This window comes from Halomonas sp. BC04 (assembly GCF_000568385.1).
Genome location: NZ_AZQX01000146.1, coordinates 1 through 23,802 on the forward strand (window position 1 = coordinate 1; position 23,802 = coordinate 23,802).

The 23,802-nt window shown below is 64.4% G+C and carries 17 protein-coding genes and 5 pseudogenes; 9 read left to right on the forward strand and 13 right to left on the reverse strand.

Annotated elements, in window-relative coordinates; all coding sequences use genetic code 11:
• From Q427_RS10030 to Q427_RS10040, 3 genes and pseudogenes are all read right to left on the reverse strand, one after another.
• Nucleotides 1-200: hypothetical protein (locus Q427_RS10030; protein ID WP_043513495.1), on the reverse strand; the 200-nt coding region annotated here is incomplete at its 3' end.
• Nucleotides 197-1,586, reverse strand: a pseudogene (locus Q427_RS10035) (YcjX family protein). The pseudogene Q427_RS10035 and the gene Q427_RS10030, both read right to left, overlap by 4 nt.
• Nucleotides 1,587-1,671: 85 nt before the next feature.
• Nucleotides 1,672-1,860 carry a hypothetical protein gene (locus Q427_RS10040; RefSeq protein WP_043513496.1) on the reverse strand — a complete coding sequence of 63 codons (189 nt, stop codon included), beginning with the start codon at nt 1,858-1,860 and terminating at the stop codon, nt 1,672-1,674.
• Between the two features lie 131 nt (nt 1,861-1,991).
• Here Q427_RS10040 and Q427_RS10045 point away from each other — a divergent pair, with 131 nt between their 5' ends.
• The 3 genes from Q427_RS10045 (at nt 1,992) to katE (ending at nt 5,375) form a co-directional block, all read left to right on the forward strand.
• Nucleotides 1,992-2,546 (forward strand): DUF924 family protein, encoded by a 555-nt coding sequence (locus Q427_RS10045; RefSeq protein WP_043513498.1) that lies wholly within the window; start codon nt 1,992-1,994, stop codon nt 2,544-2,546.
• 84 nt (nt 2,547-2,630) lie between these two features.
• Complete coding sequence (locus Q427_RS10050) at nt 2,631-2,873, forward strand: GlsB/YeaQ/YmgE family stress response membrane protein (RefSeq protein WP_043513499.1); 243 nt, start codon at nt 2,631-2,633, stop codon at nt 2,871-2,873.
• Nucleotides 2,874-3,224: 351 nt separating this feature from the next.
• Nucleotides 3,225-5,375: a catalase HPII gene (katE, locus tag Q427_RS10055; RefSeq protein ID WP_043513501.1), complete on the forward strand. Its 2,151-nt coding sequence runs from the start codon at nt 3,225-3,227 to the stop codon at nt 5,373-5,375.
• Nucleotides 5,376-5,464: 89 nt separating this feature from the next.
• On the opposite strand, the gene gabT is transcribed toward katE, so the two are convergent.
• Entirely contained in the window at nt 5,465-6,757 is a 1,293-nt protein-coding gene (gabT, locus tag Q427_RS10060; protein ID WP_043513503.1) for a 4-aminobutyrate--2-oxoglutarate transaminase, read from the reverse strand.
• 34 nt (nt 6,758-6,791) lie between these two features.
• Nucleotides 6,792-8,197, reverse strand: a pseudogene (locus Q427_RS10065) (NAD-dependent succinate-semialdehyde dehydrogenase).
• 240 nt (nt 8,198-8,437) lie between these two features.
• Between Q427_RS10065 and Q427_RS10070 the strand changes: the two are divergent.
• Together Q427_RS10070 and Q427_RS10075 are read left to right on the forward strand one after the other, a co-directional pair.
• A complete protein-coding gene (locus Q427_RS10070) occupies nt 8,438-10,897 on the forward strand; it encodes a DUF1266 domain-containing protein (protein ID WP_043513505.1) in 2,460 nt (819 codons plus the stop codon).
• Between the two features lie 236 nt (nt 10,898-11,133).
• The gene (locus Q427_RS10075) at nt 11,134-11,757 is read left to right on the forward strand and encodes a C40 family peptidase (protein ID WP_043513507.1); all 624 of its coding nucleotides are present in this window, start codon (nt 11,134-11,136) and stop codon (nt 11,755-11,757) included.
• 2 nt (nt 11,758-11,759) lie between these two features.
• Here Q427_RS10075 and Q427_RS10080 read toward each other — a convergent pair whose 3' ends face one another.
• A complete protein-coding gene (locus Q427_RS10080; protein ID WP_043513509.1) occupies nt 11,760-12,647 on the reverse strand; it encodes a LysR family transcriptional regulator in 888 nt (295 codons plus the stop codon).
• A gap of 136 nt (nt 12,648-12,783) precedes the next feature.
• Between Q427_RS10080 and Q427_RS10085 the strand changes: the two are divergent.
• Nucleotides 12,784-13,987, forward strand: a pseudogene (locus Q427_RS10085) (MFS transporter).
• A gap of 37 nt (nt 13,988-14,024) precedes the next feature.
• On the opposite strand, the gene msrA reads toward Q427_RS10085, so the two are convergent.
• A complete protein-coding gene (gene msrA, locus Q427_RS10090) occupies nt 14,025-14,651 on the reverse strand; it encodes a peptide-methionine (S)-S-oxide reductase MsrA (RefSeq protein ID WP_043513510.1) in 627 nt (208 codons plus the stop codon).
• A 180-nt stretch (nt 14,652-14,831) separates the two neighbouring features.
• Between msrA and Q427_RS10095 the strand changes: the two are divergent.
• Both Q427_RS10095 and Q427_RS10100 read left to right on the forward strand, forming a co-directional pair.
• Nucleotides 14,832-17,065 (forward strand): annotated as a pseudogene (locus Q427_RS10095) (FAD-dependent oxidoreductase).
• Between the two features lies 1 nt (nt 17,066).
• Nucleotides 17,067-17,701, forward strand: a pseudogene (locus Q427_RS10100) (CDP-alcohol phosphatidyltransferase family protein).
• Nucleotides 17,702-17,775: 74 nt separating this feature from the next.
• Here Q427_RS10100 and Q427_RS10105 read toward each other — a convergent pair.
• Complete coding sequence (locus Q427_RS10105; RefSeq protein ID WP_043513512.1) at nt 17,776-18,258, reverse strand: FKBP-type peptidyl-prolyl cis-trans isomerase; 483 nt, start codon at nt 18,256-18,258, stop codon at nt 17,776-17,778.
• Between the two features lie 209 nt (nt 18,259-18,467).
• Here Q427_RS10105 and Q427_RS10110 point away from each other — a divergent pair, with 209 nt between their 5' ends.
• Complete coding sequence (locus tag Q427_RS10110; RefSeq protein WP_043513515.1) at nt 18,468-18,752, forward strand: hypothetical protein; 285 nt, start codon at nt 18,468-18,470, stop codon at nt 18,750-18,752.
• 120 nt (nt 18,753-18,872) lie between these two features.
• Here the strand turns inward: Q427_RS10110 and Q427_RS10115 are convergent, their stop codons facing one another.
• The 5 genes from Q427_RS10115 to Q427_RS10135 all read right to left on the reverse strand — a co-directional run bounded on the left by Q427_RS10115 (nt 18,873) and on the right by Q427_RS10135 (nt 23,800).
• Nucleotides 18,873-19,340, reverse strand: coding sequence for a glycine zipper 2TM domain-containing protein (locus Q427_RS10115; protein WP_043513516.1), 468 nt, complete (start codon nt 19,338-19,340; stop codon nt 18,873-18,875).
• 276 nt (nt 19,341-19,616) lie between these two features.
• The gene (locus Q427_RS10120) at nt 19,617-21,212 is read right to left on the reverse strand and encodes an isocitrate lyase (RefSeq protein WP_043513518.1); all 1,596 of its coding nucleotides are present in this window, start codon (nt 21,210-21,212) and stop codon (nt 19,617-19,619) included.
• Nucleotides 21,213-21,610: 398 nt separating this feature from the next.
• On the reverse strand, nt 21,611-22,036 hold the full coding sequence (locus Q427_RS10125) for a GNAT family N-acetyltransferase (RefSeq protein ID WP_043513520.1): 426 nt from the start codon (nt 22,034-22,036) through the stop codon (nt 21,611-21,613).
• A 1-nt stretch (nt 22,037) separates the two neighbouring features.
• Nucleotides 22,038-23,216, reverse strand: coding sequence for a ribosomal protein uL16 3-hydroxylase (locus tag Q427_RS10130; RefSeq protein WP_043513533.1), 1,179 nt, complete (start codon nt 23,214-23,216; stop codon nt 22,038-22,040).
• 20 nt (nt 23,217-23,236) lie between these two features.
• Entirely contained in the window at nt 23,237-23,800 is a 564-nt protein-coding gene (locus Q427_RS10135) for a cob(I)yrinic acid a,c-diamide adenosyltransferase (protein WP_043513522.1), read from the reverse strand.
• Between the last annotated feature and the right edge of the window lie 2 nt (nt 23,801-23,802).

Here is a 23,802-nt window from a genome sequence, read left to right on the forward strand (position 1 = left end):
GCAAGCGTTTGCTCGGTGGGATCGTCAATGGGCTCCTCGATGGGGCGTGTCGGTAGCTCGGCGGCAAAATCCTGGCGTGGCCGTGGGGTGTCRCCACCGGGCGGCGGGGGCGGTTCATCCAGGGTGAASCGGCGACCGGGGCGAGGATCGGCGGGGCCGGGTGCTTCGCGGTCCTGGCGCGGGGTACGATTATCGCTCATCGCAGTTTGTCTCCGATCAGCCAGTCGAGGGCGGCGTCCAGGCGAATGTGGGGCAGGGCGCCACTATCCCGGGGGGCGGGGCGAAAGGCCCGGAAGTCGAAGCCCTGCCGTGCCCAGAACTCCGCTTCGGGCAGTTGGGCGGGGACCTCGCCAGGAAACACCAGGACCTCCTCGCCCTCCAGGGTGGTGCCGCGCAGTGCCGGTGTGCGCTGTTTCTGGTGCTCCACGGCATGGGTCTCGGTGGCGCGAATCGCCGCCAATGACATCGCCTTGACCGGCACGTCGGCATAGCGCAGGTCCTGCAGGGGCTCGGCCAGCAGCGCCTCCAGCAGCGCGGTCAGATTGCTGTGCTGCTCGGGTGTCACATGGTCGGCCTTGGTGGCGGCAATGGCCAGCCGGTCGATGCGCGGAGCAAACAGGCGTGACAGCAGGCTGCGCTTGCCGTAATCGAAGCTCTGCATCAGCGTGGCCAAGGCCTGGGAGAGATCCTCGAAGCGCTCCGGACCGGCATTGAGCGCGCCCAGCACATCCACCAGCACGATCTGTCGGTCGAAGCGGCGGAAATGGTCGCGGTAGAAGGGGCGCACGATATGCTGCTGATAATGGCGAAAGCGGGCGGCCAGGGTGGCATAGACGCTCTCCGGCGGCAGCTTTGTCAGCTCGGCATCGTCGCAGTTCCTCAGTGCGGGCAGGGGAAAGAACTGCAGTACCGGCGCACCTTCCAGGTCGCCGGGCAGCAGGAATCGGCCCGGCTGCAGGTTGGCGAAGCCGCTTCCCGGGCGGCCTGCAGGCTGCGGGCATAGAGGCTGGCGATATCGGCGAGCTCCGCCTCGTTGGCTTCGGCGGCGGGGTCCAGCTCGGCCGCCACCTGTTCCCACTCGGCGAGCAGGGCGCGGCGCTGTTCGCCTGCGCTTGCCAGCATCGCCCGACTCCAGCGGGATAGTCGTGACCCAGCAGCGGCAGGTCGAGAAGCCATTCACCGGGATAGTCGAACAGGTCCAGGCTGAGCTCGGCGGTTTCGCCCCGCAGCAGGCTTCGCCGTGCCGGGCGGTAGCGGATCGACAGGCGCAGCTCGCTGATGCCGCGGGTGGGCTCCGGCCAATGGGGCGGCTCGGCGTCTAGGGCCGCCATGGCCTGGTCGTAGGGAAAGCGAGGCACGCCCAGGTCCGGCTGGCTGACCCGGCGGGCGCCGAGCAGGCGGCCTTCCCGGGCCACCGGCATCAGGTCAAGCCGGGCCTCGAGGCCGGCATGGCGAAGCTGGTTGACCAGTGAGGTGAGAAAGGCGGTCTTGCCGGCGCGTGACAGGCCGGTGACCGCCAGGCGCAGCTGGCGGTCACGGCCGCGTTCGATCAGGTTGGTCAATTCCCGTGCCAAAGGCTGGCGCATCAGTGAGGATTCCCTTCGCAGCAAGCTCAGCCGCTAATGTGAGGGCGTTGGCTGCGTCTGGCAAGGCGTTGCCGGCCCTGGATAATCAAGGGGCCGTGGCCAGCATCTTGAAGAACAGCGGCAGGGCGGCCACCAGGAAGCCGACCACGGCCAGGGCATAGCCTGGCCAGCGATGGCGCATGCGCTGGGCCAGGGTCAGTCCAGCCAGGCAGATCACCAGGCCGACCAGGTTGAAGACCAAGGTGAACATTTCGATCAGTTCCTGAGGGGACATGCTGGCTCCTGGGTGTTGATGACGACCTGCTGGGGAGATTGCCTCCGGGGTGCTAATGTCATCATATCAGGCTGTCGAAACCTGACCGAATGTGGCCAGGGTGAGCCTTATCCGAACAGCGAGGATGGAGCATGGGCGATACGCTACCGAGTGCCGACGACGTGCTCGGCTACTGGTTCGATGAACTGAGCCCCAGGCAGTGGTTTCGCAAGGACATCGAGCTGGATGCCCAGATCGGCCAGCGCTTCTTCGGCCTGCACCGGGCGGCCGCGGCTGGCGAACTGTGGTCCTGGCGCCAGTCGGCCACAGGGCGGCTGGCCGAGATCCTGGTTCTCGACCAGTTTTCCCGAAACCTGTTCCGCGACCTGCCGGGTGCATTCGCCCAGGATCCCATGGCGCTGGTGCTGGCCCAGGAGGCAGTGGCTCAAGGCCTGGACCAGGAGCTCGACGTCAGCGAACGCGCCTTTCTCTACATGCCCTACATGCACAGCGAATCGCTCAAGATTCACGACGAAGCGCTACGCCTGTTCGACCAGCCGGGCCTGGAAGACAACCTGGACTTCGAGCGGCGCCACCGGGACATTCTCCTGCGCTTCAGCCGCTATCCCCACCGAAATGCCATACTGGGTCGCGAGTCGACCGGTGAGGAACTGACTTTTCTCATGGAGCCCGGCTCGTCGTTCTGAGCGACGCTTTCCCGTGGCCTCGTACTGAGGCACCATTGGGAACATCCGAGCATTCGGGCATCACAACAAGGAAGGAGAGACGATATGGGGTTGATCGCTTGGCTGATTATCGGTGGTCTCGCTGGCTGGATTGCCGGCAACATCATGCGTGGCGGCGGCTTCGGCATTCTGGCCAATATCGGCGTGGGTATCGTGGGCGCGGTGATCGGCGGGTTCCTGTTCAGCCTGCTGGGGCTGCAGGCCGGAGGGTTCATTGGTTCGCTGGTGACCGCGACCGTGGGCGCCGTGGTCCTGTTGTGGATCATTGCGAAGGTTCGGGAGGCGTAGCCTGAGAAAACACTACCCGGCGGGAAATACATGACGGCCCGGCAACTTGCCGGGCCGTCTCGCGTCTGGGGGCCTCCCGGACGCCAGTGACTAGAACGTGTAGCTAACGCCGATGACCGCCACCGGATAGACGGGCCACTTCTCGGCCTCATGCTCAGGCGATTACTGTTTTCTTTTGTTCTGATAGGCGGAGCTGATTGGCGGCCTGCCGGGGTGGGTCTAACTTACACTCGTAGTGACGAGAACCCGTCCGTGCGCCGGTTTCGGAGGCAGCTGGTTTCGGAGAGAGACGGGCAGGCGATTGACGCAGGGGAGGGTAGAACCACATTCGTGACAAGGAGAGCACCGAAGATGGCGAAAAATCCCCATACCAGACCCAACAGCGGCAAAGCCAACGATACGGATTTCAAGACCACCGGGCAGAGCAAGTCGGAGAACCTGGGAAAGTATCGCAGCGATGCCACGGGGCATGACCTGCGCACCAATCACGGCACACGGATCGCCGATAACCACAATTCACTGAAGGCCGGCGAGCGCGGCTCCACGCTGATGGAAGACTTCGTCTTCCGCGAGAAGCTCAACCACTTCGACAATGAACGCATACCCGAGCGTATCGTGCATGCCCGTGGCGCGGCGGCCCATGGCTACTTCCAGCCCTACGACAACGCCGCCCGGTACTCCAAGGCGGGCCTGTTCCAGGACCCGGGCAAGAAGACCCCGGTCTTCGTGCGCTTCTCGACGGTACAGGGCGCCCGGGGCTCCAACGATACCGTACGAGATGTGCGCGGCTTCGCCACCAAGTTCTACACCGACGAGGGTGTCTGGGACCTGGTCGGCAACGACATGCCGGTATTCTTCATCCAGGATGCGATCAAGTTCCCCGATTTCGTGCATGCGGTGAAGCCGGAGCCGCACAACGAGATTCCCCAGGGACAGTCGGCCCATGACACCTTCTGGGACTTCGTTTCGCTGATGCCGGAGTCGACCCACATGGTGCTGTGGACCATGTCGGACAGGGGCTTCCCGCGGCACTACCGCAATATGGAGGGCTTTGGGGTCCACACTTTCCGCCTGATCGACAGGCAGGGCACGTCGCGTTTCGTCAAGTTTCACTGGAAGCCGCTGGCCGGTACCTGTTCGCTGATCTGGGACGAGGCTCAGAAGCTTTGGGGCCGCGATCCCGATTTCAATCGACGCATGATGTGGGAAGACATCGAGAACGGCGATTTCCTCGAGTATGAGCTGGGCATCCAGGTGGTGGAAGAGGAGGACGAGCACAGGTTCGACTTCGATATCCTCGATCCCACCAAGCTCATCCCGGAAGAGGAGGTGCCGGTCACCTTGATCGGCAAGATGGTGCTCAACCGCAACCCGGACAACTACTTCGCCGAGACCGAACAGGTGGCCTTCAACCCTGCCCACGTGGTGCCGGGCATCGATTTTTCCAATGACCCACTGCTGCAGGGGCGGCTGTTCTCCTATCTCGACACCCAGATGCTGCGTCTCGGTGGGCCGAACTTCCACGAGATCCCCATCAATCAGCCGGTCTGCCCGTTCCACAACAACCAGCGCGATTCGATGCATCGCCAGACCATCAACATGGGCCAGGCCTCCTACGAGCCCAACTCCATCGATGGCGGCTGGCCCAGCGAGACCCCGCCGGCGCCGAAGAATGGGGGCTTCGAGAGCCATCACGAGCGCATCGGTGCCAACAAGGTCCGTGCGCGCAGCGACTCCTTCGGCGATCATTACTCCCAGGCCACGCTGTTCTGGAACAGCCAGACCGACGTGGAGAAGGAGCACATCATCGCCGCCTACGCCTTCGAACTGTCCAAGGTCCAGCGACCCTGGATTCGCGAGCGGGTGATCCAGGAGATTCTGCCCAATATCGATCTGGAACTGGCACGTCGGGTTGGCGAGATCCATGGGATCGAAACCCCCAGCAACAAGCCGGCACCGACGGATGAACTGGGCAGGAGCTCACTTGCCGAATCGCCGGCCCTGAGCCTGATGGCACGCCTGCCAGGCAACATCCGCTATCGCAAGGTCGCCATCCTGGTGGCGGACGGTGTCGATGCAGAGCAGGTCGAGGCGGCGAAGCAGAAGCTATCGGGCGAGGGTGCCGAAGGCCTCGTGATCGCACCTACCATGGTGCCGGTCAAGGGCGCCAACGGTCAGACCGTGACGCCGGACGCCATGCTCAACGGCATGCCCTCGGTGGCGGTGGATGCGGTGATCGTGGCCGGCGGGGATGAAAGCGCGGCCGCTCTGTCCGGCTCGGGGCTCGGCCGCTACTACGTTCAGGAGGCCTACAAGCATCTCAAGGTGATTGCCGCCGTGGGCGAAGGCAAGGCGCTGCTGGATGCCGCCAATGTGCCCGCCGGGGAGGAGGGCATCGTGCTGGGCGGCACGGTGGATGACATTTTCACGCCGTTTAGCCAGGCACTGGGGCAGCACCGGGTTTGGTCACGCGATACCAAGGCCAACAACATGCCGGCTTGAGAGCCTGCAATGATCGATGTTACTGCCCTCTGAAAAAAACGCCTCACCGGCCATGGCCGGTGAGGCGTTCTTTCGAGGTCAGCTGTCGATCAGGCGGTGGCTTTGCTGCCCACCAGTTCCTTGAGCGACGCTTCGACGATGGCGAGGCCTTCCTCCAGGATTTCATCCTCGATGGTGACCGGCATCAGGAAGCGGATGGTGTTGCCGTACAGGCCGCAGGAGAGCAGGACCAGCCCCTTGTCGCGGGCTTTCTTGCACAGCGCGCCGGCCAGGTCGGCATCCGGGGTGTGGTTGGCCTTGTTCGAAACCAGGTCGATGGCGGCCATGGCGCCCATGTTGCGGCCGTTGTCGACGCAGTCGAAGTCCTGCTGCCACTGGGCGAAGCGTTTGGCCAGCTTCTCGCCCAGCGCCTGGCTTTTCTCGAGGATGTTCTCCTGCTCGAAGACTTCGAGCACCGCCAGGGCCGCGGCACAGGCGGTGGGGCTGCCGGTATAGGTGCCACCCAGGGAGTTGGGGCCGGAGGCATCCATGTGCTTGTCGGTACCCACCACGGCGGAGATCGGCATGCCGTCGGCCATGCTCTTGGCCATGGTGATGATGTCCGGCTCGACACCGCTGTGCTCGATAGCGAACATCTTGCCGGTGCGCCCGAAGCCGCTCTGGACCTCATCGACGATCATCAGCATGCCGTGTTCGTCGCAGATGTCGCGGATCGCCTTGAGGAAGCTTGCCGGTGCCGGGTAGAAGCCCCCCTCGCCGAGGACCGGTTCCAGCACGATGGCGGCGGTGTCCTTCGGGTTGGCGTCGGTCTTCAGCGCCATCTTCAGGCCGCGCAGCGCCTCGTCTTCACTGACGCCATGGTAGGGCACCGGATAGGGGGCTCGGAAGACGTTGCCCGGCATGGTCCCGAAGTCGGTGGCGTAGGGCGCGACCTTGCCGTTCATCGCCATGGTCATGAAGGTGCGGCCATGGTAGCCGCCGTCGAAGCAGATGACGTTGTTCTTGCCGGTGGCGGCACGGGCGATCTTGACGGCGTTCTCCAGTGCCTCGGCGCCGGAGTTGGCCAGCATGACCTTGGCGTGGCCACGGACCGGGGTCACCTGGCTCAGCTTCTCGGCCACCCTCACGTAGCCTTCATAGGGCATCACCGTCTGGCAGGTGTGCATGACCTTGTCCAGCTGAGCCTTCACCGCCTCGACCACCTTGGGGTGACGATGGCCGATATTGAGTACGCCGATGCCGCCGGCGAAGTCGATGATGCGATTGCCATCGGCGTCCCAGATCAGCGCATTCTCTGCGCGGTCGGCGTACTGAGTCGCCGGGCTGGCTGCCCCGTTGGCGACATAGCGCTGCTTGAGTTCATTGAGCTGTGCGTTATTCATCAAACCTGCCTCCTTGGAAAGACGTTGTGGGCGATCAAAGGCCGCCGACACAGACGTATTTTAGTTCAGTGAATTCATCCAGGCCGTGGTGAGAGCCTTCCCGGCCCAGCCCCGACTCCTTGACGCCGCCGAAGGGGGCCAGTTCCGTGGAAAGAATCCCTTCGTTGATAGCCACCATGCCATATTCCAGGCCCTCCATCACATGCCAGATTCGCTGATAGTCTCGGGCATAGAAATAGGCGGCCAGACCGAATTCGGTGGCATTGGCCATGGCGATGGCCTCGTCGACGCTGTCGAAGCGAAAGACAGGAGCCAGGGGGCCGAAAGTCTCCTCCGTGGCGACCCGCATCCTGGGGGTAACATCGGCGATCACGGTGGGCTCGAAGAAGGTGCCGCCCAGAGCATGGGGCTGTCCGCCGCATACCAGCCGGCCACCCTGTTCCAGGGCATCGGCGATGTGCGCCTGCACTTTCTCCACGGCGGCCCGGTTGATCAGCGGTCCTTGCACCACGCCGTCGTCCAGGCCGTTGCCCACCTTCATCTGGGCTACCTTGGCAGCCAGCTTGTCGAGGAAAGCGTCATAGACGCCATCCTGCACCAGAAGTCGGTTGGTACAGACACAGGTCTGGCCTGAATTGCGGTACTTTGAGGCGATGGCGCCCTCCACGGCGGCGTCCAGGTCGGCGTCGTCGAAGACGATGAAGGGGGCATTGCCACCCAGCTCCATGGAGGCCTTCTTGACGGTGCCGGCGCACTGGGCCAGCAGCCGCTTGCCCACGGGGGTTGAGCCGGTGAAGGAGACCTTGCGCACCCGCGGTCGGTGGTCAGCACTTCACCGATCTCAGCGGGGCGGCTGGCGGTGACCACATTGAGCACCCCCGCCGGGAAGCCCACGTCCTCGGCCAGTTTTGCCAGGGCCAGGGCGGTCAGCGGCGTGGCCTCGGCGGGCTTGATCACCACCGGACAGCCGGCGGCGAGCGCCGGGGCGCACTTGCGCGTGATCATGGCCAGGGGGAAGTTCCACGGCGTTATCGCTGTCACGACGCCGACCGGCTCGCGAAACACCAGGATTCGCTTGTCGGCGCCGTGGCTGGGCAGGGTCTCGCCGGCCATACGCTTGGCTTCCTCGGCGTAGAACTCCACGAAGGAGGCGCCGTAGGCGACCTCACCCATGGATTCGGCCAGCGGCTTGCCTTGCTCCAGTGTCATCAGCCGGGCCAGCGCTTCCTGGTTGGCCATGATGGCGTCGAACCAGGCCCGCAGCAGGGCCGCGCGCTGCTTGGCGGTCTTTCTGCGCCAGGCGGGCCAGGCGGCATCGGCCGCGGCCACGGCGTCCCTTGCGGCGTCTGCGTCCAGGTCCGCCACCTGGGCGAGTACCGCGCCGGTGGCAGGGTTGGTCACGGCAAAGCGGCTAGGGCCGTCGCGCCACTGTCCAGCGATATAGCCTTGTCGATGATCGAATCGGCAGGGAGGGTCATGGGGGCTCCAGGGGTGTTGATTATCTTGTCGTTGAAGTGTGCATTATTTAAAACGACACGCCAAGCACTCCCCCTGCCGTACCGCTATTTCCTGCCACGGGTCATCGGCGCGAGCGTCGCTTTCCGCTACACTAGGCGCCGATTTCCTGTTGGCGCGACATGACCGCGCCCTTTCCGTTGCGGCTGAACGTCGAGGTGAGCCTTGGTCGATCCCCTGTATGCCTGGTGGGCCCAACAGCTGGTGCTGTGTGACTGGGCCTTCGAGCCCGAACCCGTCAAGGTCGAGGCCGATGTGGCAGCCTCGCGGCTGAAGGCGTTGGGCGTCACGGAGCGCGGTGAGCTTGGTTGGCGCTTGATCGAGGCATTCGGTATCGACAGCCCCGATCCGGCGGGGCTGCTGGCCGCACTTGAACTCATCGCCCTGGCCGGCTCCGCCGGCTGGCTGCCCGAGTCGCGTGTGCGCGACTGGGCCCTGCGTCTGGCCGACGAGATCACCAGTCAGTACGCCAGCCTGGATGCCTGGCATGAAGCATTGCGCCATGCCAAGCGAGCCGAGGGCTGGGTTCGCGGTGACGATATGTTTGCCGAGGCGTGCGATGCCTTGGCGGTCCTGGAGCATGAAGGCGAGGGGATTGTCTGGGACCGCATCACTGAATGGGTGGCGGGGCGGAGCAAGGCCCTGGCACTGTGGCCCGAGGCACCGGAGGAGCGGGCGTGGCGGCTGCGGGCTGCCTTCGCCCCGGTGCTGGCTTCGCCGGCGGGTGCGGCCGACTGGCCCGAGGCGAAGGTCTGGCTGCTGGAGTATTGGCAGCTCGAGAGCCGTGAGGAACTGCTGCAGAGTCTGCTCTGGTTGGCGGGGCAGGGCCACCGTCAGGGCTGGGACCTGGATGCCACGCGGCTGCTGGCCTCTGACGGCTCAGCTCGTCAGGGCTGGCTAGAGAGCCTGGCCGGCAGTGAGCGGGGCTATGGCAAGCTCATGCTGACGCTGGTGGAGCAGGGCGAGCCGCTGGAGTGGGCAGCCTGGGACTGGCTGCGGCTGGTCGACCTGGCCTGGGCCGGGGCCTGCGTGGGTTGGCTCGACGAGACGGAGGCACGTGACTTCGCCACCCATGGCGCCGACCTGATCCAGCGTCGCTACAGTGATTGGTCGGCGGTGGCGCGTGGCTATCAGCGTGGCCGCAGCCTGTTCGAGGGACGTAATCGCCTGATGGACATGCGGGCCGACTGGGAGCTGCTGTTGCAGTCGCCGGTCAGCCCCTGGCGGTTGCCGCTGCAGGAGCTGCTGGTCGAGGAGGTCCGGGCTGCGTCGCGCCATGCCATTTCCGCCTGGCGCCGTACCCCACGCCACTGGGTGCTGGCGTTGGCTTCCGTACGAGAGCCCGAGCTGGGTACCCGGCAGGGGCCACCCATGGCGGTCACGGCCGAACGTCGAAATGACGCCCTTCGCTACCTGGATGAGACGCTGGGACTGCATCCCGACGAAGGGGTGGAAGCCCTGTCCCGCTATTGGTTGCCCGCCCAGGCCCATCATCTCAACCAGTTGGCCGCAGATGCGGCGCACGAAGCCTTGCCGCAGGCCTCGACGCCTTTCGGCCGGCCCGATGCCGCCGACCTGGCCGTCCTGGTGAGCCTCCGGCAGGGCAGTCGTCATGCGGCCACCATCCATATGGCCGAGAAGTACGCCTTCTATCTGCAGATGGCCATGGACAGCGAGAGCTTCGATCCTGTCGCCCTGGAGTCGCTTGCCGAGGCGCTGAGAGGCAGCCTGTGTCGCTTCTATCCCGATATCCGGCGCCTGCTCGAGGCCTGGGCACAATGGGAATCGCTGCTGCCCGAGGGAGAGCACCCTCCCTTGGTCGCCGAGATACGATGGCACCTCGAAGACCCCGGCAGCCCCTTTCATTGGCTGGATTGGAAAAGCTCCGAGTGGCAGGAGCCGGGGCCGCGTCCGACCCTCTCACGCTTCACCGCCATGTCACTGGTCGGGCCGCTCAACAGCGCCGCCTGGAGCGAGCCTCACGTGGAGAGCGCACGGGAAGCCGTATCGATTCGTGAATGGATCGACGGCCATTACGGCCTGCATGGCGAGTTGGAGCTGATCGAGTTTCTCGATTTTCTGCTCGAGGCGGGGGATCGGCAGGAGTACCAGATCAATTACGCGCCCTATACCCTCAATGCCCAGCGGCTCGCCTCCGAGATCGCCATGCTCGAGTCCGGCGACTGCAGCGAGGAGGATCGCACCCACCTGCTGCGGTTGCGGCGGGTTCGCGACAACGAGGATGGCTGCAACGAGCTGGATATGACCGCCTGGGATCTTGCCCAGCTGGTGGATCTGGCCATTGCCGGACGCCAGCTGGGTTGGCTGGACGCTGCCGCCTTCAGCATTATCCTGGAACGGGCCCATGCCCTGGCCGCCGCGCACTACAGCGGCTGGGAAGCCTATGCCCAGGGGCTCTATGCGGGGTTCTCCTTCTTCATGGGCGAGACACCGGAGCGAGAGGCTTTCCTGGCCAGCTTCCGCCAGGCGCTGGTGGCCTGGCTCTCGGGTGCGCCTCCACTGGCGGGGCCCTGGGCGAGCCTGGACTTTCCCGGGGCTCGGCCGCGCCATTGGGCGCCCCTGCATATCGATACATTACCGGGTGATGGCAGAACATTACATTAGGGGCTCGTCATGCCAGTTGATGTAGCTTATAGTCGGAAGGTTTGTTGAAACGGCTCCTTATGCAGGGGTCTTTACATCACAATCATAGCCAGCCGCCTCATAGGCCGCTCTGGCAGTGGTACAGGCAACGAGATGCCGGCGCACCACTACCACAGCGATTCCTGCGGGTTTATCAGGTAGAGCTTATGGCTCGACCCGGGGAGGCGTGCGGCTCAGGGAATGAGGAAGTCGCCAAGATGGTAGCCACGAGATCGAGTCGTATCCTGATGCTCGGTGTGTCGCTGGCCCTGCTGGCCGGTTGCGCCAGCAGCACGAAACAGTCGCAAGGCGAGGTCGACGACTATTTCGCCCGTAACCTGCCCGGTATGCCGGCGTCATGGAATCCCATGATGTCCCCGGTGGACAACCCCATACTGCAGGCTCGAAGCCTGCACAACCCCCCGCCGGAGCTGGTGCGCCAGGCGCTGCTAGCCCAGCACGAGCGCTGGGCCGGCACTCCCTATCGATTGGGTGGTACCGGCGAGCGGGGGATCGACTGCTCCGCCCTGGTGCAGAACGTCTTCAGTGAGACCTTTCGTCTCGACCTGCCGCGTTCCACCGGACAACAGGTGCATGCAGGATCCCCGGTGTCACGCGCGGAGCTCCAGGTCGGCGACCTGGTCTTCTTCCGCCCCCCGGGCCCCTACGATCACGTGGGGATCTACGTGGGCGACGGGTATTTCCTGCATGCCTCCACCTCCCAGGGCGTCATGCTCTCCGAACTCGACAATGTCTACTGGCAGCGTCACTTCTGGCAGGCTCGGCGGACGCTGGAGCCCACTACGTTGGCAAGGCGTGTGGCGTCAGAGGGCGAAGGCTAAAACTAAAGCGAGTGTCGGTTAGCCTCGACGAATTCCACGAAGGCGCTTTCCGCGCGGGAAAGGTAGGCCCCTTCGGCCCAGGCCAGCGACAGGTTGAGCCACGCCGGCGGGTCGAAGGAGACCGCTGCCAGTTCGGGTTCGTCGATCACCCGGCGCAGAAAGGTGGTGATGCCGAAGCCCTGGCGCACGATCGCCTTGGTCAGCGGAATCAGGTTCGACTGGAAGGCGACATTGGCGGAGTGGCCGGTCTGCTGTGACAGGGCATCGACGAATTCGCGATGAAAGTAGCCGTCCTGGAACAGCACCAGCGGCTCGGCGAAGAACTCCTCTGGGCTTACCCCCTGCCTGCCGGCAAAGTCGTGGGTCCGTGGCACGCAGACCACCATCTCCTCGCGCACCAGCGGGCGCCGCTCCATTCGCTGGCTCTGCTCGTCGTCGATCACCACCCCGAGATCCAGTTCCCCCGCGGCAATCATGCTCTGCAGTCGTCTGGCGCCGGCTTCCACCACGGTCAGGCGAATGCCGGGATGACGTGACTTGAATCCCATCAGCAGCGGCGGGAAGTAGTAGGAGCCTAGCATCGAGGGAATGCCGATGCGGACCTCGCCCTTGACCAGGCCGTGGAGCTCGCGCATGGCGAGATGGGCGGCATCCGCGCGATCCAGCAGTTCGCGGGCGTGGTCCTGCAGGGCCTGCCCCTCCGGAGTCAGGCTGATGCGGCGCTCATGCCGATGAAACAGCGTCAGGTCAAGATGACGCTCCAGGTTGGCAATGGTCTGGCTGATTGCCGACTGGGCCACGTGGAGCTCACGAGCCGCGGCGCTGAATCCGCCACGGTCGGCAACCGTGAGGAAAACGCGCAGGGCGCGAAGGTCGAATGGGTGTGACATGGCAAACTCCTGGAATATGTCGGCATAAGGAAAACAGGTAATAAGAAAATGAGATGGAAGTTATCATTTTCTTCTGTTTGTCTTATTGTAGGCCGCAAGCGATCATGACCCGCAAGCCATCGCCGCAGGAAATCGCATGATAACCGCACGTACTCCCGCCTGGTGGCGCGCCACCCTTGCGCTCTGCCTGGGCTCCTTTCTGGTCTTCGTCAACCTCTATGCCCCCCAGCCGTTGCTGCCGGAGCTGCGGGAGGCCTATGGCGTCTCTACGCTGGGCATCAGCTTGACCATGTCGGTATCCACGCTGGCCCTGGCGGGTGCGCTGCTGGTCTTTGGGCCGCTGTCTGACGCCATCGGCCGCGACACCATCATGCGGGTGACGCTGCTGCTGACGGGCCTCTGCTCGCTGGCACTGGCCTTTGCCCCAAATTTCGAGAGTCTGCTGGTGCTGCGCGCGCTTCAGGGGTTCCTGCTCGGTGGGCTTCCGGCGGTGGCCATTGCCTGGATGGGTGACGAGTTCGATCGTCCTGCACTGCTCTCGGCGGTGGGGCTCTATATCGGCGCCAACACCCTGGGGGGCATCGGTGGTCGCCTGATCGGCGGTGGGTGCGGGGGAGCTGGGCGGTGCCAGCGCGGGATTTCTGTCCGTGGGCCTGCTCACCCTGGTCGGCGTCGCCCTGTTCTGGAAACTGCTGCCGAAGGCTCGGGCCTTCACGCCCCGGCGCTTCGAGCTGCGCGGCGCAGTGATAGACATCGCGGGGCATCTGCGCCACCCGCTGCTGCTGGCGGCCTACCTGCTCGGTGGTATCAACTTCCTGATCTTCATCAACCAGTACAGCTACATCACTTTTCGCCTGGCCGACGAGCCGTTCGGCCTGGGCGCCCGTCTGCTGGGCATGATCTTCCTGACCTACCTGGGTGGTACCCTGAGCGCCATGCTGTCGGGCCGGTTGGCCGGCCACCTGGGCCAGCCGCTGTGCATGGTGCTGGGCATCCTGATCCTGCTTGGGGGAACGCTGGTCACACTGTCGCAGTCGCTGCTCTGGATCATTGTCGGGTTGACGATCAACGCCGTAGGCTTCTTCCTGGCCCACTCCATGGCCTCGAGCTGGGTCAGCCGGCACGCGGAGAAGGCCCGGGGAAGCGCCTCTGCCCTCTACCTGGTCTTCTATTACGTGGGGGCCAGCCTGGGGAGCGCCTGGCTGGAACCCTTCTGGCAATACGCGGGCTGGCCTGGGGTCGTGCTGGGCTCCTGGATGCTGCTCGGCGTGACCCTGGGTATCGCTGTCTGGCTCTGGCGTCGGGAGCGCATGGCGCAGCCCATCGGGGCCGCCGGCTGAATCGCCCACAGGGCTGCCTGGCGCTGGATTCCTTGCCTCAGGGCTGGCTCAGGCCGCCGGCCTCAGCGCCCCAGACCTCTTCCAGGCGCCGCTCACGGCCGCAGGCGGCCTTGTAGTACTGGTAGCGCACCGGATTCTTGAGATAGTAGCCCTGATGGTACTCCTCGGCCGGATAGAATGCCTCGAAGGCGGCGATCTCGGTGGCGATGTCGCGCTCGAACCGTTCGGCCAGTTCGTCGCGGGTGCTCTCGGCGAGCTCGCGTTCCGCCTCGCTGCCATAGAAGATGGCGCTGCGGTAGGCTTCCCCCCGGTCGCAGAACTGGCGATCCACCGCAAAGGGGTCGATGTTGCGCCAGAACACATGCAGCAGGGTCGCGTAGTCGACCTGCTCGGGCTCATACTCCACCTTCACCACCTCGGCGTGACCGGTGCCGCCGGCAACCACCTGCTCATAGGTCGGGTTTTCCACATCGCCACCGCTGAAGCCGGACGTGGTCGCAACGACGCCCTCCACCTTGTCGAAGGCCTCCTCGACGCACCAGAAGCAGCCACCGCCGAACACGGCCGTGGCGGTTGCCTCGGCGTCATCGCCCAGGGCGGGGCTGACCATAGCCAGCGGCAGTAGCGCGGGAATCAGCCAGGGGAACCGCAGAGGCATTTTCATAAGGTGCACTCGCTGTTGCAGGGGGAAGTCAGTCTTAGAGGGTGCGCTCACGGTCGGGGTTCCGTCTACCACGAGATTACCGGATCGTGCAGGAGCCGTGTAAGGATAGCGGACGAGCGCCGACGCAAGAGGACCGTACGACGCGGTACAACGACTCGAAGAATCAAGGGAGTGGAGCTGGTGGTAAAGCGACGTCTGATATTGGTGGCAGTGATCGCCTTGGCGATAGGGGCCTTTTTCCTCAGTGGGGCAGCTGACTTCCTGACCCTGGAGAATCTCAAGGCCGAACAGGCCCGCTTCCATGCGTGGCTGGCCGATGAGCCTGTCACGGTCATCGGGGGCTTCTTCGTCCTCTATGTGGTGATGGCGGGACTCTCGTTGCCGGGGGCCACCCTGCTGACGGTGCTCGGCGGTGCGCTCTTCGGCCTCGGCTGGGGCCTGCTGATCATCTCCTTCGCCAGCACCATCGGAGCCACCCTGGCGGCGGCGCTCGCCAGGTCCCTGGCCCGTGGGCCGCTGGAAAAACGCTTCGCCCCGCAGCTCGAGCGCATCAATGCCGGCATTCGACGGGAGGGCGCCTTCTATCTGTTCACGTTGCGCCTGATTCCCCTGTTTCCCTTCTTCGTCATCAATCTTGTGATGGGGCTGACGCGGATGCGGTTGTGGACCTTCTACTGGGTCAGCCAGCTGGGCATGTTGCCGGGTACGGCGGTATTCGTGAATGCCGGCCGTGAGCTGGGCAATCTGGAGAGCCTCTCCGGCATCCTCTCGCCGGGATTGATCGGCTCCTTCGTGCTCATCGGCCTCTTCCCCTGGCTGGCACGTGGCCTGGTGGCCATTGGCAAGCGTCGTCGACTGGCGAGCCGCTATGGCCGCCCGGCTCGCTTTGACCACGACATCGTGGTGATCGGCGGCGGCTCGGCGGGCCTGGTGGCCAGCTACATCGCGGCGGCGGTCAAGGCTCGGGTCGTCCTGGTGGAGCGCGACAAGCTGGGCGGCGACTGCCTCAATACCGGCTGCGTGCCTTCCAAGGCGTTGATCCGTGCGGCGCGTGTCGCCAGCGAAGTGCGTGGGTCTGCCCGTTATGGCATTCATGCGGGAGAGCCACGGGTGGATTTCTCCCAGGTGATGGGGCATGTTCACCGTGCGGTTCGCGAGGTGGAGCCCCACGACAGCCGTGAACGCTACGAGGGGCTGGGGGTGGAGGTGGTCGCCGGCGAGGCCTGCCTGGTGGACCCCTGGCGAGTACGTGTTATTGGCGAGGAGGGTGAGCGCGTGCTCACGACCCGCCATGTGATCATCGCCAGCGGTGCCCGCCCCCGTGTGCCCGACCTCCCGGGACTCGATGATATCGAGGTGCTGACATCGGATAGCCTTTGGCAGCTGGAGACCTTGCCCGGCCGGCTGGTCGTGCTGGGGGGTGGCCCCATCGGCTGTGAGCTGGGGCAGAGTTTTGCCCGGCTGGGAAGCCGGGTGAGCCTGGTCGAGATGGGTAGCCAGCTGCTGCCGAGGGAAGACGTCGATACCGCAACGGCACTGCGTCAACGGCTCGAAACCGAAGGCCTCTCGCTGTGGCTCGATACCCGGGCCGTTCGAGTGGAGGCGGGTGCCGGCCGGGAAGGTGGGCATGCGCTGGTCGTCGAGCACGAGAGCCCGTCAGGGGAGACGCTGACCGAGCGTATCGACTTCGACCGACTCCTGGTGGCGGTGGGGCGCGTGGCCAATGTGTCTGGATGGGACTTGAGACGCTGGGGGTGGAGACCCGCAAGGATGGCACCCTGGCAGTAGATGCCACGCTGCAGAGCGTGCTGCCCAATGTCTGGGCCTGCGGCGACGTGGCCGGCCCCTTCCAGTTGACCCATGCCAGTGCCCACCAGGCCTGGCACGCCACGGTCAACGCCCTGTTCGGTGAATTCAAGCGCTTCCGGGTCAGCTACCGGGCGCTGCCGGCGGTCACCTATACCGATCCGGAGGTGGCCAGGGTCGGGCTCAGCGAGAGGGAGGCGAGGGCCCAGGGCATCGAGTTCGAGGTGACCCGCTATGAGCTCTCCGAACTGGATCGGGCCATTACCGAAGGCTTGACGGAAGGCTTCGTCAAGGTGCTCACGGTGCCGGGCAAGGATCGTATCCTGGGGGCGACGGTGGTGGGACACGGCGCCGGCGAACTGCTGGCGGAATTCACCCTGGCGATGACCCACGGCATCGGGTTGAACAAGCTGCTGGGGACGGTGCATCCCTATCCCACCTGGTCGGAGGCGGCCAAGGCCAGTGCCGGGGTGTGGAAGAATGCCCACAAGCCTGAGCGGGTCCTGGGCTGGCTCGAACGCTACTTTGCCTGGCGGCGGGGCGCGGACGCGCGAACGCCGACGGCATCAGGGCAGGCTGAGGCAAAAACACGGGACATGAGGAGCTGAGATGCTGGACCGCTGGACCATGCCTTTGACCCAGGGACCCTTGAATCGCCTGGCCGCCGGGTTGGAGCGTCGCCGGATTCATCCCGACCGGGTGACGCTCTGGGCTTTTCTGATCGGCATGCTGGCGTTGCCGTTGCTGGTCCTGGAATTGTACCTGCTGGCGCTGGTGGCCATATTGCTCAATCGGCTGGGGGATGGGCTGGACGGTGCCTGGCGCGGCTGACGGGACAAGCCAGCGATGCCGGCGGGTTTCTCGATATCGGTCTGGACTTCGTTTTCTACGCCGCCGTGGTGCTGGGGTTTGCCCTGGTCGACTCGCAGGCCAATGCGCTGGCGGCGGCTTTTCTCCTGTTCGCCTTCATCGGCACCGGAACCTCATTCCTGGCCTTCGCCATCATGGCGACTCACCATGGCCTGTCGCGACCGAGGTTCCAGCAGAAGGCCTTCTACTACCTGCATGGGTTGACCGAAGGTACGGAGACCATTATCGCCTTCGTTCTCTTCTGCCTCTTTCCGGCGCACTTTGCGCTGCTGGCCACGCTCTTTGCCGTAGCGTGCCTGGTGACGACCGCCACGCGGCTATGGGGCGGCTACCATACCCTCGCGGCGCTCGGCCAATCACGCGGCCCGAAATGACGAAGGGGCAGCCGTGTGGCTGCCCCTTCGCTGTCTGCAAGGCTGCGTAATTAGCGTACGCTAGTGTGGTCGGCTTAGTGCTCGACTCCACCTTCGCCATGCACGTGACCGTGCTCGATCTCTTCCTGGCTGGCTTCACGCACGTCGGCAATCTCGACGTCGAAGTTCAGCTTCTGGCCGGCCAGCGGGTGGTTGCCATCGACGGTGACGGTATCGCCTTCGATCTTGGTCACGGTGACCATCAGCGGGCCGCCCTGGGTCTGGGCCTGGAACTGCATGCCAGGCTCCACGGCCTCGACACCCTGGAAGGCGTCACGCGGCACTTCCTGAACCAGCTGCGGTTGCACTTCGCCATAGCCTTCTTCCGGGGCAACGGTGACATTGAGCTTCTCGCCGCTCTCGCGACCCTCCAGCTCCTTCTCTAGTCCGGGAATGATATTGCCGGCCCCATGGAGATACGTCAGCGGATCGCGGCCTTCAGAGCTGTCCAGCACCTCACCTGCATCATTGGTCAGGGTATAGTGGAACGCGACAACAGAGTTTTGCGCTATCTGCATTGATTAGCCTTTCGGTGAGTGCATGTAGAAACCATGGTAACGTGCCATCCCCAGGCTGTCAGGGGGGCGGGGCAATTTTCAGGTTGTTTCTCACTATCCTGAACGCCATTCACGTCTTTTGGCGTGGTTGCGTGCCCGATGCGCCGAGGCTACCCTAGCGGGATTCCTTTTTTTGGACCCTACCCCAACCGTTACATGGAGCATTTCCCATGACCGAAATCGTGATCTGGCTGATCGCCTTTGCCCTCATCCTGTTCTTCAGTATCAAGCAGTGGGATGCCTCCGTCAGTGCTGGCCTGGACAAGGTGCTGCCGCGGATCATCAAGAGCGGTGACGATAACCGCTGGGTCTGGAGCGTGGCGCTTGCGATCCTGGGTGCCACCACCCTGGTACGCCCGGTCGACATGCTGCTGACGGTGATCGTGATTGCGATCCTGGCACTGATCGCCAGGAAAGTCGTCTGCTGGGCAATGAGTCGGGCCAACTTCCACTGAGCCGAGCCGATTGACCGCATGTCGTAAGACAGAAGGCCCGTGGCAAATGCCACGGGCCTTCTGCTTGCGTACCGATGTTCGGGAGCCGATGTCGCCATCGGCTTCCGAGCCTTGCCTCGATCAGTAGGGCGCCACGCTGATGTTGGCACCGCTGCCGATCATGCGCACGCGCTGGCCGGTCTGGAACTGGCGATCGGCCTTTTGCACCACGACGATGTTCTGGCCATCATCACGACGGATCTCCATCTCCCAGGCGCGGACCCGGTTGGCGGACTCCTCAACCGCGGTACCTGCCACGGCACCGCCAAGAGCGCCGGCAACGGTGGCGAGCTGTCGGCCGGAGCCCCCGCCTACCTGGCTGCCCAGCAGGCCACCGATCACGGCGCCGCCACCGGTTCCGATGGCCCCGCCCAGACGGCTGTCTGCCTGAATCTGGACCTGGCGCAGGGCGGTAATGGTCCCGAATGTCACGGTCTGGCTGGTCTGTGCCTGGCTGCCACGGTAAACATCGCCACCCATGGGGGCGGTGTTGGCGCAACCGGCCAGGGTCAATACGCCAAGGGCCAGTACGGGAAGAAAACGCTTCATGGAAAAACCTCCTGGGCAACATCGGTCGGGCCGTCCTGCCCGCTGTCGATACCGCTATGCTATGGAAACGCTGTTTGGTAACTAGCTTAACCAGTCATTTTGCTTTTGACCAGCATGAGCTGCCCTAGTGCCTTGCAGTGTAGAGAAGAAGCGGTCAAACAATGTGCAAGTTTGCCTGATGTAATGAAGAGTAGTCGCCAGGCAGGTGCGGTCGCCACAAAAAAAGGGAGGCGCGAGGCCTCCCAAGGGTTCCAGTCATTCTACTGCAAATGAGTATCAGCTGAACTGATTCATGGTGTTGTCCTCGCCGCCGGCCTTCAGTGCTGCTTCGCCGTGGAAGAACTCCTTGTGGTCGTCGCCGATGTTGGAGCCGGCCATGTCCTGGTGCTTGACGGTGGCGATGCCCTCGCGGATCTCGCGGCGCTGTACGCCCGCCACGTAGGCCAGCATGCCTTCGTCGCCAAAGTAACCCTTGGCCAGGTTGTCGGTGGACAGGGCCGCGGTGTGATAGGTCGGCAGCGTGATCAGGTGATGGAAGATGCCGGCTTCCCGCGCGGCGTCGCGCTGGAAGTTGCGTGTCCATTCGTCGGCCAGCTTGCCAAGCTCGGTGTCGTCGTACTCGGCGCTCATCAGGTTGGCGCGGTCGTAGGCCGACAGGTCCTTGCCTTCCTTCTCCCAGGCATCGAATACCTGCTGGCGGAAGTTCAGGGTCCAGTTGAAGGAGGGCGAGTTGTTGTAGACCAGCTTGGCATCCGGCACTTCCGCACGGATACGGTTGACCATGGCGGCGATCTGGCCGACGTGGGGCTTCTCGGTCTCGATCCACAGCAGGTCGGCGCCGTTCTGCAGGCTGGTGATGCAGTCCAGCACCACGCGGTCTTCACCGGTGCCCGGCTTGAACTCGTAGAGGCCGGAGGCCAGGCGCTTGACCTTGACCAGCTTGCCGTTCTGCTTGATGACCACGTCACCGTTGTTGATGTCGGAGGCGCTGGTGATCTCCTCGCCGTCCAGGAAGCTGTTGTACTGGTCGCCCAGGTCGCCCGGCTCCTTGGTCACGGCGATCTTCTGGGTCAGGCCGGCACCCAGGGAGTCAGTGCGGGCGACGATGACGCCGTCCTCGACGCCCAGCTCCAGGAAGGCATAACGCACGGCGTTGATCTTGGCCAGGAAGTCTTCGTGGGGCACGGTGACCTTGCCGGCCTGGTGGCCGCACTGCTTCTCGTCGGAGACCTGGTTCTCGATCTGGATGCAGCAGGCACCGGCCTCGATCATCTGCTTGGCCAGCAGGTAGGTGGCCTCGGCATTGCCGAAACCGGCGTCGATGTCAGCGATGATCGGCACCACGTGGGTCTCGTAGTTGTCGATCTTGGCGATCAGTTCTTCGGCCTTGGCGTTGTCGCCGGCCTTCTGGGCCTCTTCCAGATCGCGGAACAGGTGGTTGAGCTCCCAGGCATCAGCCTGACGCAGGAAAGTATAGAGCTCTTCGATCAGGCCTGACACGGTGGTCTTCTCGTGCATGGACTGGTCGGGCAGCGGACCAAACTCGCTGCGCAGGGCGGCGACCATCCAGCCAGAAAGGTAGAGATAGCGGCGCTTGGTGGTGCCGAAGTGCTTCTTGATGGAGATCAGCTTCTGCTGGCCGATGAAGCCGTGCCAGCAGCCCAGGGACTGGGTGTACTGGGCGGTGTCGGCGTCATAGGCGGCCATGTCCTCGCGCATGATCTTGGCGGTGTAGCGGGCGATGTCCAGGCCGGTCTGGAAACGGTTCTGAGCACGCATCCGGGCCACGTTCTCGGGGCTGATGCTCGCCCACTTGCCCTGCTGGGCTTCGCGCAGTTGAGCCAGAGCCTTGATGTCGTCTTTGTAGGACATGGGTACCATCCTTCCGATCAGAGGTGTAGTGATCGGCCTCGACTGCCGTATGAGGCGTATCGCTGCCTTGTCGATCGCTCGCTTGCGGCATCTCGCCGGGGAAGCCGGGGTATGCTGCAACTGCGAAGTAATGTCAGGTTCTACCAGGGGAGGAGAGAAGTCTCTACGGCCTTGGTCGAACCGGTCACGAAATACAAACGCCTGTTGGCTTAGCCATGGATTGGCGATTACCGAACGTTCGTTTTAATTTCGTCCTGGTACCACTATGCGCCTTGAGCCGGGGGTTTCGCAATTGACACTTGGGGGGAGGAAGGGTTGTAACTCGACTACAAGACCCACAGGGAGGGGGCGATTCCTGTAGTCGAATTCCGGCCGTATACCCGGCCGGTATGAAGAGGTCAGCGAAGTGCCAGGCGCATGTTGCGATGCGGAATGCCGGCATCCATGAATTCGTCACCGAAGGCGGTAAAGCCGAGGCGCTCATAGAACTCGAGGGCGTGGGTCTGGGCGGCAAGCTCTACCTGGTCATGGCCCAGGTGGCGAGCCGCTTCGATGGCGGCTTCCATCAGCGCCACGCCGATACCAAGCCCGCGTGCCTCGTTCAGCACGGCGACGCGGCCGATATGCCCGTCGGGTAGTAGCCTGGCGGTGCCCAGCGGCATGTCATGGCGCAGGGCGAGGAAGTGGCGGCAGTCGCCGTCACGCCCGTCCCACTCCTCCTCCAGCGGCACCTGCTGTTCCTCGATGAACACCACCCTTCGTATCTCGGAGGCGACCTCGCCCAGCTGGTCCCAGCTGCCATCCAGGATCTCGATATTGGCCATGCTATTGTTCCTCCTCGTATTCCTCCGCCCAGCCGAGGCTGCCCGCGTCGACCAGGGCGACGAGCAGGTCGGCTGCACCCTCTAGCTCAAGCAGGTCGGCACCGATGGGCGTGATGTCGGCCAGGGCGCGTGCCAGCGGCAGGGGGCAGTCGATCCCGTCGCCGTCGACAAAGAGCGTTGTCCGGTCGCCGTCTTTCCGCCAGGCGAAGCGAGAGCCGGGACTGCGAACCAGTTCCTCGCCTTCTTGTAGCGCAGCAACAAGCTCCTCGACCTGGGTGGGCTCCTCGTTGGGCACGAGCTGGTCGACGTACTTGGGCTGCGTCATGACACGACCGAACCACTGTGCCAGCTGAGCCGGGTCGTCGAGGGTGTCGAGAATCAGCGCTCGCATGCGGGCGACGGCGGCATCGTCGAGTTCCGTCGGGTCGACGGGAGGGCTCATTCCCGCATCCGAATAGCGCAGTGATGCAGGCAGCTGTTCCCCCAGATAGTCGGCAAAGGAGGTGACCGCCTCGTCCGCCGAGGGGGCGCGAAAGCCCACCGAGAGGGTCATGCAGTCATCGGATTCACTGACCCCATGGTGGGCCCAGGCCGGCGGCAGATAGAGCATGTCGCCGGGCTCCAGCATCCAGTCGGCGCCGGCCTCCACCGAGAAGCGCTCGAGAATGCGCAGGTCGATGCCGTCGAGGATGGGGGCATCGTCGGTGACCTTACCGCCCAGTTGCCAGCGTCGCTGCCCGCTGCCCTGGAGCAGGAAGACATCATACTGGTCCACGTGGGGGCCGACGCTGCCCCCCGGCGGGGCGTAGCTGATCATGATGTCGTCGAGGCGCCAGCGCGGCAGGAAGTCGAAGTGCTCGAGCAGTTCGGCCACTTCGGGGACGAAGTGGTCCACCGCCTGCACCAGCAGTGTCCAGTTGCGCTCGGGGAGCCGCGAGAAGGTAGTCTCGTCGAATGGGCCGTGGCTCACCTGCCAGGGGCCGTCGGCGCCGTGCTCCTCCACCAGGCGGGCCTCGACGCCCTCCTCGCAGGCGAGGCCGGCAAGCTCGTCGGGCTCCAGCGGGCATTCAATGTCGGGAAAGGCGCCGCGGATCAGCAGCGGCCTACGCTGCCAATAGTCACGCAGGAACTCGGCGGCGGAGAGGCCGCCAAGCAGGGTAAGGGGCGTGTCACTCGCCATGCTGTTTTCCTCGAGAAAGCTCATCGGTTGGCACCGGGTACCCACAGCACGTCGCCCGCCCCATTGTCATTGGCCTTGCGGGCCGCTACGAACAGCAGGTCGGAAAGACGGTTCAGGTAGCGCAGTACCTCCGGATTCACCGGCTGGTCGACCATCAGCTGTGTCACCAGGCGCTCGGCGCGGCGGGCGATGGTGCGGGCCAGGTGGAGATGGGCGGCCAGCGGAGTTCCCCCGGGCAGGATGAACGAGCGCAGGCTGGCGAGATCGCCGTTCATGGTATCGATCTGCCGCTCCAGGTACTCCACCTGGCTTGCGGTGACCCGAAGGGGCGGGTACTTGGGGTCTTCCTGTTCCGGGGTGCAGAGGTCGGCACCCACGTCGAACAGGTCGTTCTGCACGGTGGCCAGCACCGCTTGCAGCTCGCCCTGGGCGTGCAGCTGGGCCAGGCCAAGGGAGGCGTTGGCCTCGTCCACCGTGCCGAAGGCTTCCACGCGGCGGTCGTGCTTGACCACGCGACTGCCGTCGCCGAGACCGGTGTCACCCTTGTCGCCGGTGCGGGTGTAGATCCTGTTGAGTTTGACCACCG

Excerpts from the sequence above, each read along its gene's own strand:
- Q427_RS10040 (WP_043513496.1), bottom strand. The coding sequence starts at position 1,860 with ATGTCCCCTCAGGAACTGATCGAAATGTTCACCTTGGTCTTCAACCTG.
- Q427_RS10045 (WP_043513498.1), top strand. The coding sequence starts at position 1,992 with ATGGGCGATACGCTACCGAGTGCCGACGACGTGCTCGGCTACTGGTTC.
- Q427_RS10050 (WP_043513499.1), top strand. The coding sequence starts at position 2,631 with ATGGGGTTGATCGCTTGGCTGATTATCGGTGGTCTCGCTGGCTGGATT.
- katE (WP_043513501.1), top strand. The coding sequence starts at position 3,225 with ATGGCGAAAAATCCCCATACCAGACCCAACAGCGGCAAAGCCAACGAT.
- gabT (WP_043513503.1), bottom strand. The coding sequence starts at position 6,757 with ATGAATAACGCACAGCTCAATGAACTCAAGCAGCGCTATGTCGCCAAC.
- Q427_RS10075 (WP_043513507.1), top strand. The coding sequence starts at position 11,134 with ATGGTAGCCACGAGATCGAGTCGTATCCTGATGCTCGGTGTGTCGCTG.
- Q427_RS10080 (WP_043513509.1), bottom strand. The coding sequence starts at position 12,647 with ATGTCACACCCATTCGACCTTCGCGCCCTGCGCGTTTTCCTCACGGTT.
- msrA (WP_043513510.1), bottom strand. The coding sequence starts at position 14,651 with ATGAAAATGCCTCTGCGGTTCCCCTGGCTGATTCCCGCGCTACTGCCG.
- Q427_RS10105 (WP_043513512.1), bottom strand. The coding sequence starts at position 18,258 with ATGCAGATAGCGCAAAACTCTGTTGTCGCGTTCCACTATACCCTGACC.
- Q427_RS10110 (WP_043513515.1), top strand. The coding sequence starts at position 18,468 with ATGACCGAAATCGTGATCTGGCTGATCGCCTTTGCCCTCATCCTGTTC.
- Q427_RS10115 (WP_043513516.1), bottom strand. The coding sequence starts at position 19,340 with ATGAAGCGTTTTCTTCCCGTACTGGCCCTTGGCGTATTGACCCTGGCC.
- Q427_RS10120 (WP_043513518.1), bottom strand. The coding sequence starts at position 21,212 with ATGTCCTACAAAGACGACATCAAGGCTCTGGCTCAACTGCGCGAAGCC.
- Q427_RS10125 (WP_043513520.1), bottom strand. The coding sequence starts at position 22,036 with ATGGCCAATATCGAGATCCTGGATGGCAGCTGGGACCAGCTGGGCGAG.
- Q427_RS10130 (WP_043513533.1), bottom strand. The coding sequence starts at position 23,216 with ATGGCGAGTGACACGCCCCTTACCCTGCTTGGCGGCCTCTCCGCCGCC.